Origin of the sequence: Kineococcus xinjiangensis (genome assembly GCF_002934625.1) — a bacterium.
In the GTDB taxonomy this organism is placed as follows: Bacteria; Actinomycetota; Actinomycetes; order Actinomycetales; family Kineococcaceae; genus Kineococcus_A; species Kineococcus_A xinjiangensis.
Genome location: NZ_PTJD01000022.1, coordinates 1 through 12,995, shown reverse-complemented (window position 1 = coordinate 12,995; position 12,995 = coordinate 1). Strand labels below are relative to the sequence as shown.

Here is a 12,995-nt window from a genome sequence, read left to right as displayed (position 1 = left end):
TTAGCGGGGCCGCTAACGTTAGCGACGGGTGGTTGCCGTGTTAGCGGCCCCGCGAGGGTGTGCGGTGCGGGTCAGGCGCCGCGCTTGTCGTCACGTTCGGTGAGTGCGGCGTGGACACCGGATTGGGTGAGGCCGCGCCGGTTGAGGACCTTGGCGCCGTCTCGGCGCCCGACCTGGATGGTCTTGAGCCCGAAGGGGGCGACGGCGCCTGCGAGGTCGTCGGCGTCCCAGCCGGTGTAGACGTCCGGCCGGTACTCGGCCAGGCGCTGCACCAGCACCTCGGACCATTCCTTCTCCGGGCCGGTGGCCATCACCTCGGCCAGGTCGTCCAGCACCGTGGGCACGGGGGCGTTCTCGTCGGTGTCGGGGTCGATGCCTGCCGCGTGCCCGGTCAGGCGCCCAGCGGCGATGCGGGCGGTCCGTGCCCGTGCGGCGATGGCGGCCGCGGCGGGGTTGTCCAGGTAGGCGGTCTTGACGATGACGGGCTCGGCGCCCTCGCCGACGAGGTAGCCGATCCCGAGGTCGGAGCGGGTGAACGTCGTCGCCCGGATCCCCGCCTTGTACATCGACGTGCCCAGCACCATGTCGTTCTCGGTCTGGCCCATGACCCGCAGGCAGTACCGCAGGATCGCGTTGGCGCTGATGCCGGTCGGGAGGGACTTCGCGTCGGGGCGCTGCGTGGCGACCAGGACGACGATCCCGACCGCGGGGCCGCGCTTGACCAGGTCGGTGATGAGGGTCTCGGCGTCCTTGCCGTGGACGGGGTGCTCGAACAGGAACTGGCACTCATCGATCCCAAGCACCACTGGATGCAGGCCCAGCTCCCGGCGGGCGGCCAGATCGGGGGTGACCTTGTTCTCCGGGCACTCGCTCCGGGGCAGGGACCGGATCACGGTGTAGCGGCGGCGCATGTCCTTCACCAGCGCCCGCAGGTCCGCCATCAGGTAGGCCAGGTCCTCCTCCTCATCCCCCGCCCGGTAGCGGTGCGCCACCGTTTCGAGGGCGGAGAGGTCCCCGGAGCCCTTGAGGTCGTAGGGATGGACCTCGGCCAGGGGGTCCAGGGCGGCGGCGAGCAGGAGCAGGCGCAGGGTGAACGTCTTGCCCATCCGCGGGGTCGCGCCGATGACCATGGAGGCGTACATCAGCGTCAACGTCGCCGGGCGCCCCCGCTGGTCCACCCCGATCGGGAAGGGCTCGAAGAGGGAGACCTTGCCCGTCTTGGCCAGCGGCCACGGCACCGGCTTGCCCGCGGAGAGGGCCTTGTCCCCGACCCAGAGGATCAGACGGCCCTCGTGCTGGCTGGCGTCGGGCTCCGGCCAGACGCACCCCAGGGGGCGGCGCAGCCCCGAGGCCAGGCGGTCGCGCTTCTCGATGACGTCGGCTGCCGTCACCCCCGGGGGGAGGTCCAGGTCGGCGCGCCAGCCGGACCCGTCGCGGTGGATGGGGCCGACGAACCGCACCCCCTCCCCACCCGGCCTGCCCGCCTCGGCCAGGCGCAGGTGCTTGTTCAGCTCCGCGATCCCCAGCGACCCCAGCGCGGTCAGGATGAGATCGGAGGTGAACCGGGGCACCGCCGACGTCGAGACCGCTGAGCCGGTGATCCGTTCGTCGGGCTTGCGGCCCAGGGCGCCGATCCCGGCGAGGGTGGTGCCCACCGCGAGCAGTAGCGCCCACGCGGCCAGCGACGTCGCCAGCACGTAGCCCACCACCGTCACGGCGAGGACGGCGGCGCCCAGCACAGCCAGGCGGGTCCGGACCCGGTCGCGGTGCTGCTCCGAGACCCGGTGGAAGGCGGTGGCCTCGGCCGACCCCATCACCTGACCCAACGCCACCGCCCGGCGGACCTGCCGGCCGTTGCCGTCCGAGGCCCACCAGAACAGTGCCCGGACGATGCGCCACGCCCCGCGCGGGGCGAGCTGAAGCAGCCGCAGCCAGTACAGCGGCAGGCGCAGGGCGTGGAACGCCACGGTGAACCCGGCTCGTCGGGCGGAGTCCGCCACCAGCCCGGCCAGGGTTTCCCGGTCGAGGAGGTGGGAGGGCACCAGCTCCCGGCGCGACCGTGCACCGGCCACAGCCGGGGCCTTGCGCACCAGCTCATCGGCGTCGAGGACGACGCCCTCGACTACCTCCGCACCCTCCCCGGTGTCGTCGTGCTGGTCCTCGTCCAAGTGGCGGCGGGCGCGAGCCGCACTCAGGTCCACCACCTCACCGCGCACCCCCTCACCCCGGAGCACCACACCGCAGACGACGCTGCGCCCCGGTCCGCCGTCCTTGCTCAGGTCCACGCTCTCCGCCTCGTCGTCGCGTGCGTTCTCGTCGTGCCCGTGGTCGTCGTAGCCGTGGTCGTCGTGGTGCTGGGTCATGCCGCTTCCCCCGCCCATTGCGTCGCTGTCGGGGCGCCCCAGGCGCGATCGGTTCCGGCGACGAGGCCGGAGACCGGGAACATGCAGTCCACGCACTCCCGTGTGGACGTCGGCACGCAGTAGCCCACGTCCCGCCCGCAGCGGGTGCAGGTCCGACGTGCGGCCATCGCCTTGCCCAGCGCGGCGAGCTGCGCGGCGGACGGCACCCGCTTCGGCCTCGCGTCGGCGACCCGGTACAGGTACGCCACCCGCTTGAAGCCCCGGCCCCAGCGGATCTCCGCACCCGGCCGGCGCCCACCGGGGCACAGCCCCAGCGCACCGAGCTGGCGGCGGGTGACGTAGCCGTCCGGAGCGCAGCCCCACCGATACGTCAGCCACTCCCCGGCCTCGGTGGCGGCCACCGCCTCCGGCGTCGCAGACGCCGCGAACACCCGCACCCGCCGGGTACGGCGCCGGGCGGTCACGACCGGCCTTCGATGCGGCGCAGGTGCTCCAGCACGGCCGCGTAGGTGGTGCCCAGCGCCAGGGCCACGTCCTCCACCGCGTCCAGGACGTCGCGGTACGTCCCGATCCGCTCCGCCGTGCCGTCGAAGCGACAGGCAAGGCCGTAGGCGCCGACCTGAGCCAGCAGCAACGCCAGAACCTCCGTCGCGCCCTGCGGCGACAGACCCAGCCCCGGAGCCGTCTCCGGTGCCGCGCTCACGCCGCACCGTCCAGGACCTCGCCGTAGTCCGTCGGGGACACAGCCACCGTCCCCGTGAGGAGTGCGGCCAGGGCGGTCGGACGGGCCGCGTGGTGCAGCCCGTCATGGACCCCGGCCAGGAACTCCGCCTCCGTGGCGCTGCCCACCGCCGTCCCGGACAGACGGCACGCCAGGCACACCACCACCGACGCCGGCCCCTGCCGCGAGGGCCGCCTGTCTGGAGAAGTCGTCTCGATGCTCGTCATGGCGCTCACGCCCCAAACAGGCTGCGGCCGAATGCATCCAGGGCGGTACGCACACCCTCGATGAGGGAGCCCGCTACCCCGGACAGCGCCCCATCCGATCCGGCGATGGTCATGCCCAGCATCACGGCCACCACCGCCACGAACGTGGCCCGCCCGTTCTTCCAGCACCCACCCACCAGTGCCCCCAACAGGAACAGGCCGAAGATCGCCAAGCTCACGCCGCCACCCCCGCAGTCGTCACCGGTGCCGTGCTCGTCGTCTCCGCGCAGCGAGCGGCCCACGCCCGGGCTTCCATCGCGACGCGTGCCTCCGCCCGGCGCACCCTGCGCCGGGCCAGCTCGCAGGAGGCCGAGGCCGCCCGAAGCAGCGCGCTCTCGGCGTCCACCAGCTCCACTTCGGCCGCGATCAGCGGCCACTCCTCCTGAATCGCTGTCAGCTCGGCGGTCGTCGGACCACTCGAAGGGTTGTGCGGCGTCATCGATTCTCCCTAGGCTGTACAGCGTTGACGCTGTAGAGCAGCGGGTGTCGCTGCAGGCACATCAGCCTTGGCGAAGCGGCAGAAATCCTGGACTGACCACGGGTACGCGTTAGGGGACCCGGAGCGAGGCAAGGCGGCCCGATCCCGGCGCGGGAGCGGGCCGGAACACTGCGACTCACGAGGGGTTGGACGCATGGCTGAGTCCGCCGTGATCGCGGGCTACGTGTTCAAGGTGCTGCGTGAGGGGGTTGAGCTGACGCAGGCCGAGGCTGCGGAACGTCTGAGCGTCGACCTCAGCACCATCCAGGGCTGGGAGTCAGGCCGCCGCCCGCTCGGCTCGCTGCGCGCGAGCCAGCTCCTCGGGCTCCGTTCCCGCCTCACGCTGCTCGGCTGCCCCATCCGAGCAGCCGATCAGCTCCTGGCCGCCGTCGAGGCGGACACCATCGTGAGCACCGCGTTGGAGGCAGGGGACCGTCCAGTCCCTCCCCAGCTGCATCCCCTCGCGGCCGTGATTCACCGGCGCACCCTCGTTAACCTCATCACCTGGCCGTTCACCGGCCTGTCCCCGCTGGTCCTGCGAGAGCTGCCGAAGGCGCGCCGGCGCGGTCCCGTTGCCGACCGGCCGCTGCTCAGCGGGACCGAGCAGCGTCGCTTCTTCGACCACATGCGGGTGACGGCGGAGCTTGCCAGCGGCCCCGAGCACAGCGTGCTGAGGCGGCAGGCGGTCTTCCTCCTCGGATTCGATCGACGCCCGGAGACCGTGCACTGGCTGCTCACCCGAGGACAGGTCGTGATGCGACGCGTCGCGGATGATCTCGACCTGTCCTCCGGGATCGAACTGCGGTCCACCGCCCTGGCTCTGGCGCGCTACGGCGATGTGGAGCCGTTGCGGTACGCCATCGACCACGTGCTGTCCCACGAGCGGCACGCCGTGGCCAACCTCAACTACTGGGCCTACTGGCTGGGGGAGTCCAGTGAGTTGCACTCCCGCGATGACGACGTCCTGGAGGCTCCCGTGAGCAGCTGGGGCGGCACGAAGGTGATGGCGCACCTCATCGACCGGCTCGACACGCCGGGGCACGCGGACCTCAACATCCACAGCCTCTGGACGCTCATCCGCGCCCGCCAGCACCTGCTCGCCGACCACCCGCACCTGCGACAGGCGGCGGAGCAGAAGCTAGAGCAGGCCGGGGTCATCGACCTCAGCGAACGATCCCGCAAGGAGCTGGCCAAGCTCTCGGCGGCCATCGAGTTGGCGAACCACTAGGAGGAGCAGGTCATGGCAGAAGTCCCGGACGAGGCGGCGTGCAGCGTCGCGGCATTCGCCTACGAGATGGGCGTGCTCAAGCGCGTGCGCCGCTCCGGCTGGTGGCACGTCGGGGTCCGCGACCCTGAATCCGTAGCCGAGCACTCCTTCCGCGTCGCCCAGCTCGCGGCCCTCATCGCCGCAGAGGAGGGCGCCGACCCGCAGCGCGCTGCGTACCTCGGCCTGTGGCACGACTCACAGGAGACTCGGATCACCGACCTGCCCCACAGCGCCCGGCCCTACGTCGAGGCCGCCGCCAACGAGAAGATCACCGCAGACCAGGTCGCGGCGCTGCCCCTCGCCTCCGCCACCACCATCACCGACGCCGTCGCCGAGTACGAAGGCCAGGCGACCGCCGAGGCCCGCTGTGCCCGCGACGCCGACCGGATCGAGTGCCTCATCCAGGCCGTGGAGTATCGCGACGCCGGCTACCAGCGCGTCCAGGGCTGGATCGACTCCTCCCTGGCCAAGGTCCAGACGCCCTTCGGCAAGCGACTGGCCCAGGCGGCGCTGACCACCTCCCCGCTCGCCTGGCGCAACCGGTGACGAACCCCGGCCGGGACCTGCCGGAGGACTGGTGGAGCACCGAGGATGTCGCCGGCTACCTCGGCATCAGCACCTCCACCGTGCGTGCCTACCTGGCCCGGCGCCAGATGCCCGAGCCCACGCGCAAGATCGGCCGCATGGCCCTGTGGAGGCCGGACGATGTGCGCGACTGGGCTGGACAGCGGCCTCGCGCCGGTATCCAACGGGGAAGCGCGGAGGTGACCGCTTAGTCCGTCGGATCGCACCCTGAGGGCGGCATGGGCGCGCGTTGCGGTGACGTGTCGATGGACCTCATGCAGGCTGAAGCCGTGGCGCCTCTAGTTGAGTCCGGCGAAGTTGTTGATGCCTGGGACCTCTACGACGGTGATGTGATCGAGCACCCCGACACAGGGGAGGTCATGACGATCTCCGCGCACATCCACCTGAATCCGCACTACTTGTGGCTCATGCCCGGCGTCATCCGCTTCGACGTCTACGACGGACTCGACGTCGACGGGCCGCTGGAGTGGGACGGTGAGCCGGTCAAGCTGACGATCAGCGAAGGCATGCCGATCCGCCGGCTCTTTCAGTACGTCCTGCCACCTGGAGGGCGCATCAAGTGACGCCTTGATCGCTGCGCGTGGCCACCCGCTCATCGGCGCGGTCGGGCGTCGTCGGCCGCGCCATGATCGCGCCCGCAGCGCGTCATAGGCGGATGTTGGAGCGACGCGGTCACGCGCCTCCGCTGAGGGGGGAAGAGCACCAGGCTGGCGTCGGCGCTGGTCCCAACGGCTGATGTCGGCGCCGTCGTCGTCCACGATGCCGGTGCCGCAGGGCATCGTGGACATCGTGGACATCGAGGTCGCCGACGCGGGCGGCGACGCGGGCGGCGACGGCTGCGGCCAGGCGGTCGCCCTTCTCGACGGCGCCCTGCGGGGCCGTATGACGGGTGCTCCCCTGCGCGCCGGGCGGGGTTGACGGTGTCTGCGCGCAGCTCCCGGGGCCTGCGCTACCTCAGGCCCCGGGATGTGCCCGGCTACGCCGAGGCGCGGGCACAGGGGCGGACACCGCAGGTGCCGGTCCTGCCGCCACCACTGCTACCGGGGCTGACGGCGCACCAGATGTTCGTGCGTGCGTTGCTCAAGTGCGCCATCGTCTTCCCCCTGACCTTGGTGGTCATCGACCTGATCGCCGAGCCGGGGCCTTCCGGTGACACCCTGCCCTGGTTGGGGCTGCCGGTGATGATGGCGCCTTTCGTTCTGGCGTGGCGGTGGGGGGTTGCCGTGGGCAGGCGCAACATCGAGGAGCTCCAGCACGGCTACACCACCCACGTGCAGGTGTTCGGTCAGTTCCACATCGGTGGCGGCAGCCACGTGCGCGACACCGACGCTGGCCCGCCCTGGGACTACAGCGGCACCTGGGTCCTGCTCCGGGACGGGCGGGTGAAGTCCGCGCCGCAGCCCGGCTACGACCCTCCAGGGCTCTACCCCTCACCTGCGCGGCCGGGCGCCTACGAGCTGTGGACGGGCGCCTCCTGGACGGGCTACTACCCGACCTGAGGGCGGTCCAGGTCGTCTCAGACCGCTCATGATCGCGCCCCACGCGCGGCATGACGGTGCGTTGGCGGACTGCTGGATTCAGATCGGCTGGCATCCTCAGGCGATGACCGGGGCCACCAGCGTGTCGATGACCGTTCTTCGAGCGGCGCTGGACCGGGTGCTCGGCGAGGTGCAACGCCGCCACGGTGACGTCGTCGACCTGGACGCTGACCTGTATTACGTGCTGCCTGCGGAGAGCGTCTACGCCCCGGGCACGGTGCCGGACGGGCAAGCCTGCACGCTGGGCAGCCTGGTGGACGACGTCGATGCCGTGCGAGAGCTGGCCGCCGGTGGGCTCGCTGAGGAGGGCGAGGAGGCGGAGGTCGTCGTCTGGCACGACCTGGCGCACGTAATCGGCGTGCTGCAGAGACTCGCCGCGATCGACCGTCCCTAGCCCTCGCCACGCCGTCACAGCGGCGTGAGCGCGCGTCAGGATCGGCGTTGCGTGAGTGCATGAAGCCGATGCAGGGAGACGCCGAGATGGACGGGCGTGCGGTCGGGCTCAGCTCAGCTCAGCTCAGCTGCGCAAGATCGTGGAAGTAGTTGGGGTAGGTCTTGGCCACGCAGCGGGGGTTGTCGATCTCGATGCCCGGGGTGCGCAGGCCCAGCAGGGCCAGGCTCATGGCCATGCGGTGGTCGTCGTAGGTCTCGAACCGCGTGGGTGCGGGGGTGCCGGGGTGGATGGTGAAGCCGTCGTCGTCTTCGATGGCGTCAATCCCGGCGCGGCGCAGCTCGGTGACCACGGCCGCGATGCGGTCGGTCTCCTTGCCGCGGATGAAGCCGATGCCCCGCACCCGGGTGGGTCCTTCGGCGTGGACGGCGACGGCGGCCAGGGTCTGGGCGGTGTCGGAGATGTCGACCATGTCCACCTCCACCCCGCGCAGCACGCCGGTACCGGTCACGGTGATCCGGTCAGGGGTGCGCTCGACCCGGGCGCCCATGCGCTCCAGGACGTCGGCGAAGCGCACGTCCCCTTGCAGGCTGGCGGTGCCCAGACCCTCCACCGTGACGCGCCCGCCGGTGATGGCCGCCGCGCCCAGGAAGTATGAGGCGGCGCTGGCATCCGGCTCGATCGCGTAGTCGCAGCCGCGGTAGCCACCGGGGCGCACGTGCAGGCCCTCGACGTCAGCGCCGAAGGCGCGCATCACCGCGGCGGTCATCTCCAGGTAGGGCACCGACACCAGCGGGGACGTCAGCTCCACCGAGAGGCCTTCGGGCATCAGGGGCGCGGTCATGAAGAGCCCGGAGAGGAACTGGCTGGACAGGTGCCCCGGCAGCGCGACCCGCCCACCACGCACCGGGCCGCTAACGGCCACGGGCAGGTTGCCGGGCCGGGCGAGGTCCTCCACCTGGGCCCCGAGGTGGCGCAGCGCCTCCACCAGCGGGCCGAAGGGCCTGACCCGCAGCTGCTCGCTACCGTCCAGAACGCTGCGCCCGGCCAGCAACGCCAGGGCCGGCAGCACGAACCGCGAGGTCGTGCCGGACTGACGAGCATCGACGTGGACACCCCCGGAGGCAGTCAGCCCGTCGGTGGAGGCCAGGCCGGAGACCACCACGGTCCTGGTGGCCTCGTCCAGGTCCACGCCGGCGCCCAACGCCCGGACCGCGTCCAGCATGGCGCGGGTGTCGTCGGCCAGCAGCGCCCCGCTGAGCGTGCTGGTGCCCTGCGCCAGCGCCGCGCACAGCAGTGCCCGGTTGGTGACGCTTTTCGACCCCGGCACCCGGACCGTCACATCAGGTGCACTCCTCACCGGGTGCACGGGCAGGACGTCGGGCAGGTCACCGGCTCCACTCAGCACCCCGCCAGTCTGCCCGGCACCAGCGGCCACCCGATCCATCACCCCCGCCCCCGTCATCCGCAAATCGGCAAAGGCGGGCGTTCGTCGGCGGTCGTGATCGCGGCATGAGCAGTCGCCGGGAGCGCTGCGCCGGGGCGTGGAAGGCGGTGCGCCCGGGGTGGAGGTGACGCACTGCTGCCGTCGGGGTGACTTCACGTGCGGTTACTGGGGGACGGCCGCGGATCGGTTGCGGCTTGATGGAACCTTCTGGGGAGTCCCGGTCCCTTTAGGGGTGTGATGTTGCGCAACCGTCTCCACGATGCGGGGCAGGGGCCTCCTGGCTTCGCTGACTTCGCCGCTGCCCGTTACCCGTCCCTGGTCCGCTTGGGCACCCTGCTCAGCGGTGACGCCCACCATGGTGAGGACTTGGCCCAGATGGGCTTGCTGGAGGTGCTGAAGGCGTGGCGGCGACTGCACCCCGGCGGTGATCCAGAGGCCTATGCCCGGGTGGTCATGACCCGCCTGGCAGCCAAGGCCGGGCGTCGCCGCTGGCGTGGGGAGACCCCCACCGCCGTCCTGCCCGACACCACCTACGCCGGGCACGGCGACCTCGACGCCGACCTGGACGCGCAGCGGATGCTGGCCGAGTTGCCCACACCGCAGCGCCTCGTGCTGGTGCTGCGCTTCTGGCTGGACCTGAGCGAGCAGGACACCGCCGAGGCCCTGAGCTGCTCGGTCGGCACCGTGAAGAGCCGCACCTCCCGCGCCCTGGCCACCCTGCGCGCCACGACGGCCCAGCAGGCCGAGGCCCCTCCCCGACGCGATGCCGGCACCCGTCCGGAGAGCGGAGTCGCACGATGAACGACCTCGACATCAAGGGCCTCCTCGAATCTGCCTCTCGCACCACCCCCCGCGAGCACGACCCCGTCGCCGCCGTGTTGCGACGCCACCAGCAGGCCCGTCGCCGCACCGCTGCCTTCGCCACCACCGGCCTGCTCGCCGCCTGCACCGCCGCTGCGCTGATCGTAACGGGCCCTGGCGGTGACGCAGCCAGCCGGACCCGGCTGGCCCCGCCAGCTGGATCCGCCACCTCCGCACCGGCACCCGCCCCTGCACCTCCACCGCAGTGGGAGCCACCGGGCGTCGAGGTCAGTGAGCGCGGTATCAACGGTGTGGAGGTCACCGCGGAGGGCTACGAAGCGAAGGTCGGCCCCAGCTCGTCCTGGACCTGCCTGGCCCCGGGAGCGATCACCGTGGTGGCCGCACCCATGACCAGTGGCAGCGCCGGTTGCGACGCCCCGTCCGGCGGCCCGGGCGCGCTCATCAAGCCCGAGGACGTGCGGCAGTGGACGGGAGGAGCGCCGGCCAGGCCAGGGGTGCAGCTCATCGACGGGGTTCCGGCCTACGTCAGCGGACCGCCCAGCGGCGGGAGCACCGACGAGCGCGTCGCCTCCGTCAGCGTCCCCTCCCGCGGGGTCCGGGTGGAGCTCGCGGGGAACGAGGCGCAGGTCCGGGCCCTCCTGGACAGCATCACCATCCAGCCGCGTCCCGAACAGCAGCAAGCACCCGCCCGCGCCAGCGGCAACCCCGTGGCCGGGGCGGTGATGACGGAGGCCAGTGGTGAGTGGGTGAGTCAGTCCCGCGATCCGATCCTGCTCGCCCGCCTGCAGGAGGTCGTCGACACCGCCCCCCTTGTGCACGGCGAGCCGGACTGCGTCCTCACGCCCGGGCAGCAGGCGCAGATCGACCTGCTGACCACACCGGACTACGAGCACAACGCCGATCACACGCCCACCCAGAGGTACCTGCGGGAGTACACCTACCTCGCCGTGGACCTCACCGGCGGCTGCGACCTGCTGTTCTCCAGCACCGGTGCCATCCTGCGCCCCGACCCGGCCACCTTCGGTCCACTGGTGCAGCAGCTCCGTGACAGCAAGGACTTCAACGACGGCAGGTGACGACCCGACGCAACAAGAGGGTGAGCAGCCTCCACAGCACCGCACGTGGAGGCTGCTCGCCCTCACTGGCACCCACCGCACGGCTCTTCGCAAGGCCCGATCGGCGTCTCGGAATCGACCGCTTCCGAGACGAAGATCGCGCCCCACTCGCGGCAATTGCGGATGCTGGCTGGCTGCGCCTGGACCGCCCCTGGCTGGTAGCGGATCCTGCAGGTGTGCGATCGCTGAGGATCTCGACGGTCCTGCTGGTCCTGGTTGCTGCGACGTCGTGCACCTCGCACGCCTGCACGCAGATCGGCGCATCCAGCGGGGTGACCTTCGACTTCTCGGCGTTGCCCGCGACGGGAGCGCCCTGGCAGGTCACGGCCTGTGTCCAGGAGGTGTGTGACACCCGCATCGTGCAGCCGGGGGACGGGACGACCTCCTATGTCCGCGACGACGCGTTGCAGGACGACACCGCCGTCCAGGCCCGGCTGCGGGTGGTGGATGCCTCCGGGGAGACGGTGGTGGACGACACGGTCAGCGTGACGCCTGTCCGCTACCAGCCCAACGGGGAGGGCTGTGAACCGATCGTGTGGCAGGCGGAGACGGTCGTCGAGGCTGACGGCACCCTGCGACAGGTCGAGCCGACCTCATAGATCGGCAGGGCCTCCCACCAGGCAGGTACCTGACGCGTGTAGCCCAGCATCCGCAGATCAGCAGCTGAGGGCGTCTGGTGGCCGTCATGATCGCGCCCCACCAGCGGCGAATGCGGACGTTCGTCGTGCGGGCCTTGGGGCCACCCGACTCCAGTCACGAGCCTTCATCGACGCCCCGGACGGGTCCGCCTGGGCACACTGATGCTCATGGCTGAGGCGGTGCGTAGTCCTTCAACTCTCGGCGTCGACATTGGCGGTGTCATCGTCGCCAGGGCCGACCACGACGATGACACCTCCTTCTTCGGGTCGCGCCCCTTGCAGACGCCGGCAGTGCCCGGGGCGCTGGAGGCTCTGGCTCATCTCCACGCGGGGCCCTTCTGCGGCCGGGTGCACTTGGTCTCCAAGGCCTCGGCTCGCATCGAAGCCGTCACCCGCGCCTGGCTCGCCCACCACCAGTTCTTCGACCACACGGGCATCGACGCGTCCCACCTGCACTTCGTACGGGAGCGACGGGAGAAGGCACGCGTGTGCAAAGAGCTGGGCGTCACCCACTTCGTCGACGACCGCCTCGACGTCCTCGCGCTCCTGGAGACTGTCGATCACCGCTACTGGTTCACCGGAGGCCTGCCAGGCTCGGCCACCTCTCAGCCCGCGCCTGCTCAGGTGACCCGCATCGCCGCCTGGAGCGAGGCGCATGACCTTTTCCAGGGTCGCGCCGCTCACCCCATGTCGGGCTGAGCGAACATCCGCAGATCGGCACGGTCGGATGCCGCCGACCGTCGTGATCGCGCCTTCATCGCGGCGAAGGCGGGCATCTGCTGCTGGTTGAGGCAGGGATGTAAGAGGCCTCAGCCGTGCGTGCTGTCTGGCTTGGTCTGGTGCTGGGCGTCGAGGTGCTCGGTCAGAGGAGCCCGCTTGGCGGGACGAAAGAGTCGCACGAGGAAGACGGTGAGGGCGATCGGGACGCCGAGGTAGAAAATGGCCACTTGCAGGATGAAGCCCCAGCCGAGAGCCATGACTCACTCCCTTCCTTGTGTCCTCGGCGTCACCTCGCAGCGAGGAGGTGAGACGTTCGACGGGTCCAGCGTCCCACCGACAGCAGGACACCGGAGCGCGTGCGCACAGGAGGAGGCGTGGCCACCGCGCTCATGCAGTCCTCATGCTCGCAGGCAGGTCACCGAGGGGGCGGCCACAGCTGACGTAGAGCGCCTGTACGGCGCAGCCGCAACAAGTCACGCGAGCAGCAGCAGAGCAGCCGTTCCTCGGCAGGGGCGGGCGTCCAGGCGCCGTCATGATCGCGCACTGAGTGCGGCTACTTGTTCACTGGTGGCACGGCAACGGCCCGGCCAGGCTGTGTCGAGGTGCCCGGCGTGACGCTCTCTTTGCGGCTGCCCACCCGCTGG

The 12,995-nt window shown here is 71.2% G+C and carries 19 protein-coding genes; 11 read left to right on the top strand and 8 right to left on the bottom strand.

Annotation, left to right across the window (positions count from 1 at the left end; genetic code table 11):
- Positions 1–71: 71 nt before the first annotated feature.
- From CLV92_RS19960 to CLV92_RS19935, 6 genes are read right to left on the bottom strand one after another with little or no spacing between them, the layout of a single operon-like run.
- Positions 72–2,363, bottom strand: a complete 2,292-nt coding sequence (locus tag CLV92_RS19960) for an FtsK/SpoIIIE domain-containing protein (protein ID WP_104435734.1) — start codon at positions 2,361–2,363, stop codon at positions 72–74.
- Complete coding sequence (locus CLV92_RS19955; RefSeq protein WP_211291305.1) at positions 2,360–2,827, bottom strand: RRQRL motif-containing zinc-binding protein; 468 nt, start codon at positions 2,825–2,827, stop codon at positions 2,360–2,362. Before CLV92_RS19955 ends, CLV92_RS19960 begins: the two co-directional genes overlap by 4 nt.
- The gene (locus CLV92_RS19950) at positions 2,824–3,066 is read right to left on the bottom strand and encodes a hypothetical protein (protein WP_104435733.1); all 243 of its coding nucleotides are present in this window, start codon (positions 3,064–3,066) and stop codon (positions 2,824–2,826) included. Before CLV92_RS19950 ends, CLV92_RS19955 begins: the two co-directional genes overlap by 4 nt.
- Positions 3,063–3,320 (bottom strand): hypothetical protein, encoded by a 258-nt coding sequence (locus CLV92_RS19945; RefSeq protein ID WP_104435731.1) that lies wholly within the window; start codon positions 3,318–3,320, stop codon positions 3,063–3,065. The genes CLV92_RS19950 and CLV92_RS19945 overlap by 4 nt, the downstream gene beginning before the upstream one ends.
- Positions 3,317–3,529: a hypothetical protein gene (locus tag CLV92_RS19940; RefSeq protein ID WP_104435729.1), complete on the bottom strand. Its 213-nt coding sequence runs from the start codon at positions 3,527–3,529 to the stop codon at positions 3,317–3,319. The genes CLV92_RS19945 and CLV92_RS19940 overlap by 4 nt, the downstream gene beginning before the upstream one ends.
- Positions 3,526–3,789 carry a DUF6284 family protein gene (locus tag CLV92_RS19935; RefSeq protein ID WP_104435727.1) on the bottom strand — a complete coding sequence of 88 codons (264 nt, stop codon included), beginning with the start codon at positions 3,787–3,789 and terminating at the stop codon, positions 3,526–3,528. The genes CLV92_RS19940 and CLV92_RS19935 overlap by 4 nt, the downstream gene beginning before the upstream one ends.
- 193 nt (positions 3,790–3,982) lie before the next feature.
- Between CLV92_RS19935 and CLV92_RS19930 the strand changes: the two genes are divergently transcribed.
- The 7 genes from CLV92_RS19930 to CLV92_RS19900 all read left to right on the top strand — a co-directional run bounded on the left by CLV92_RS19930 (position 3,983) and on the right by CLV92_RS19900 (position 7,612).
- A complete protein-coding gene (locus CLV92_RS19930; RefSeq protein ID WP_104435725.1) occupies positions 3,983–5,056 on the top strand; it encodes a helix-turn-helix domain-containing protein in 1,074 nt (357 codons plus the stop codon).
- A gap of 12 nt (positions 5,057–5,068) precedes the next feature.
- The gene (locus tag CLV92_RS19925; RefSeq protein WP_104435723.1) at positions 5,069–5,641 is read left to right on the top strand and encodes an HD domain-containing protein; all 573 of its coding nucleotides are present in this window, start codon (positions 5,069–5,071) and stop codon (positions 5,639–5,641) included.
- On the top strand, positions 5,638–5,871 hold the full coding sequence (locus CLV92_RS23260; RefSeq protein WP_104435721.1) for a helix-turn-helix transcriptional regulator: 234 nt from the start codon (positions 5,638–5,640) through the stop codon (positions 5,869–5,871). The genes CLV92_RS19925 and CLV92_RS23260 overlap by 4 nt, the downstream gene beginning before the upstream one ends.
- A gap of 54 nt (positions 5,872–5,925) precedes the next feature.
- Positions 5,926–6,243, top strand: a complete 318-nt coding sequence (locus CLV92_RS19915; protein ID WP_146099699.1) for a hypothetical protein — start codon at positions 5,926–5,928, stop codon at positions 6,241–6,243.
- Positions 6,244–6,445: 202 nt separating this feature from the next.
- Positions 6,446–6,598: a hypothetical protein gene (locus CLV92_RS21710; RefSeq protein ID WP_158257358.1), complete on the top strand. Its 153-nt coding sequence runs from the start codon at positions 6,446–6,448 to the stop codon at positions 6,596–6,598.
- Between the two features lie 2 nt (positions 6,599–6,600).
- Positions 6,601–7,179 carry a hypothetical protein gene (locus tag CLV92_RS19905; RefSeq protein WP_104435716.1) on the top strand — a complete coding sequence of 193 codons (579 nt, stop codon included), beginning with the start codon at positions 6,601–6,603 and terminating at the stop codon, positions 7,177–7,179.
- A gap of 103 nt (positions 7,180–7,282) precedes the next feature.
- The gene (locus CLV92_RS19900) at positions 7,283–7,612 is read left to right on the top strand and encodes a hypothetical protein (protein ID WP_146099697.1); all 330 of its coding nucleotides are present in this window, start codon (positions 7,283–7,285) and stop codon (positions 7,610–7,612) included.
- A gap of 118 nt (positions 7,613–7,730) precedes the next feature.
- Here CLV92_RS19900 and aroA read toward each other — a convergent pair whose 3' ends face one another.
- Positions 7,731–9,017, bottom strand: coding sequence for a 3-phosphoshikimate 1-carboxyvinyltransferase (gene aroA, locus CLV92_RS19895; protein WP_211291304.1), 1,287 nt, complete (start codon positions 9,015–9,017; stop codon positions 7,731–7,733).
- 276 nt (positions 9,018–9,293) lie between these two features.
- On the opposite strand from aroA, the gene CLV92_RS19890 reads away from it, so the two are divergent.
- The 4 genes from CLV92_RS19890 to CLV92_RS19875 all read left to right on the top strand — a co-directional run bounded on the left by CLV92_RS19890 (position 9,294) and on the right by CLV92_RS19875 (position 12,330).
- On the top strand, positions 9,294–9,857 hold the full coding sequence (locus CLV92_RS19890) for a SigE family RNA polymerase sigma factor (protein WP_104435763.1): 564 nt from the start codon (positions 9,294–9,296) through the stop codon (positions 9,855–9,857).
- A complete protein-coding gene (locus CLV92_RS19885; RefSeq protein WP_146099696.1) occupies positions 9,854–10,954 on the top strand; it encodes a hypothetical protein in 1,101 nt (366 codons plus the stop codon). The genes CLV92_RS19890 and CLV92_RS19885 overlap by 4 nt, the downstream gene beginning before the upstream one ends.
- A 215-nt stretch (positions 10,955–11,169) precedes the next feature.
- Positions 11,170–11,592 carry a hypothetical protein gene (locus CLV92_RS19880; RefSeq protein WP_104435710.1) on the top strand — a complete coding sequence of 141 codons (423 nt, stop codon included), beginning with the start codon at positions 11,170–11,172 and terminating at the stop codon, positions 11,590–11,592.
- Between the two features lie 207 nt (positions 11,593–11,799).
- Positions 11,800–12,330 (top strand): hypothetical protein, encoded by a 531-nt coding sequence (locus CLV92_RS19875; RefSeq protein ID WP_146099694.1) that lies wholly within the window; start codon positions 11,800–11,802, stop codon positions 12,328–12,330.
- A 110-nt stretch (positions 12,331–12,440) separates the two neighbouring features.
- Here the strand turns inward: CLV92_RS19875 and CLV92_RS21705 are convergent, their stop codons facing one another.
- On the bottom strand, positions 12,441–12,608 hold the full coding sequence (locus tag CLV92_RS21705; RefSeq protein WP_158257357.1) for a hypothetical protein: 168 nt from the start codon (positions 12,606–12,608) through the stop codon (positions 12,441–12,443).
- Between the last annotated feature and the right edge of the window lie 387 nt (positions 12,609–12,995).

Bases quoted from the DNA above. Each gene is read 5' to 3' on its own strand.
- CLV92_RS19960 (WP_104435734.1), bottom strand. From the start codon at position 2,363: ATGACCCAGCACCACGACGACCACGGCTACGACGACCACGGGCACGAC.
- CLV92_RS19935 (WP_104435727.1), bottom strand. From the start codon at position 3,789: ATGACGCCGCACAACCCTTCGAGTGGTCCGACGACCGCCGAGCTGACA.
- CLV92_RS19930 (WP_104435725.1), top strand. From the start codon at position 3,983: ATGGCTGAGTCCGCCGTGATCGCGGGCTACGTGTTCAAGGTGCTGCGT.
- CLV92_RS19925 (WP_104435723.1), top strand. From the start codon at position 5,069: ATGGCAGAAGTCCCGGACGAGGCGGCGTGCAGCGTCGCGGCATTCGCC.
- CLV92_RS19915 (WP_146099699.1), top strand. From the start codon at position 5,926: ATGGACCTCATGCAGGCTGAAGCCGTGGCGCCTCTAGTTGAGTCCGGC.
- CLV92_RS19900 (WP_146099697.1), top strand. From the start codon at position 7,283: ATGACCGGGGCCACCAGCGTGTCGATGACCGTTCTTCGAGCGGCGCTG.
- CLV92_RS19890 (WP_104435763.1), top strand. From the start codon at position 9,294: ATGTTGCGCAACCGTCTCCACGATGCGGGGCAGGGGCCTCCTGGCTTC.
- CLV92_RS19885 (WP_146099696.1), top strand. From the start codon at position 9,854: ATGAACGACCTCGACATCAAGGGCCTCCTCGAATCTGCCTCTCGCACC.
- CLV92_RS19875 (WP_146099694.1), top strand. From the start codon at position 11,800: ATGGCTGAGGCGGTGCGTAGTCCTTCAACTCTCGGCGTCGACATTGGC.
- CLV92_RS21705 (WP_158257357.1), bottom strand. From the start codon at position 12,608: ATGGCTCTCGGCTGGGGCTTCATCCTGCAAGTGGCCATTTTCTACCTC.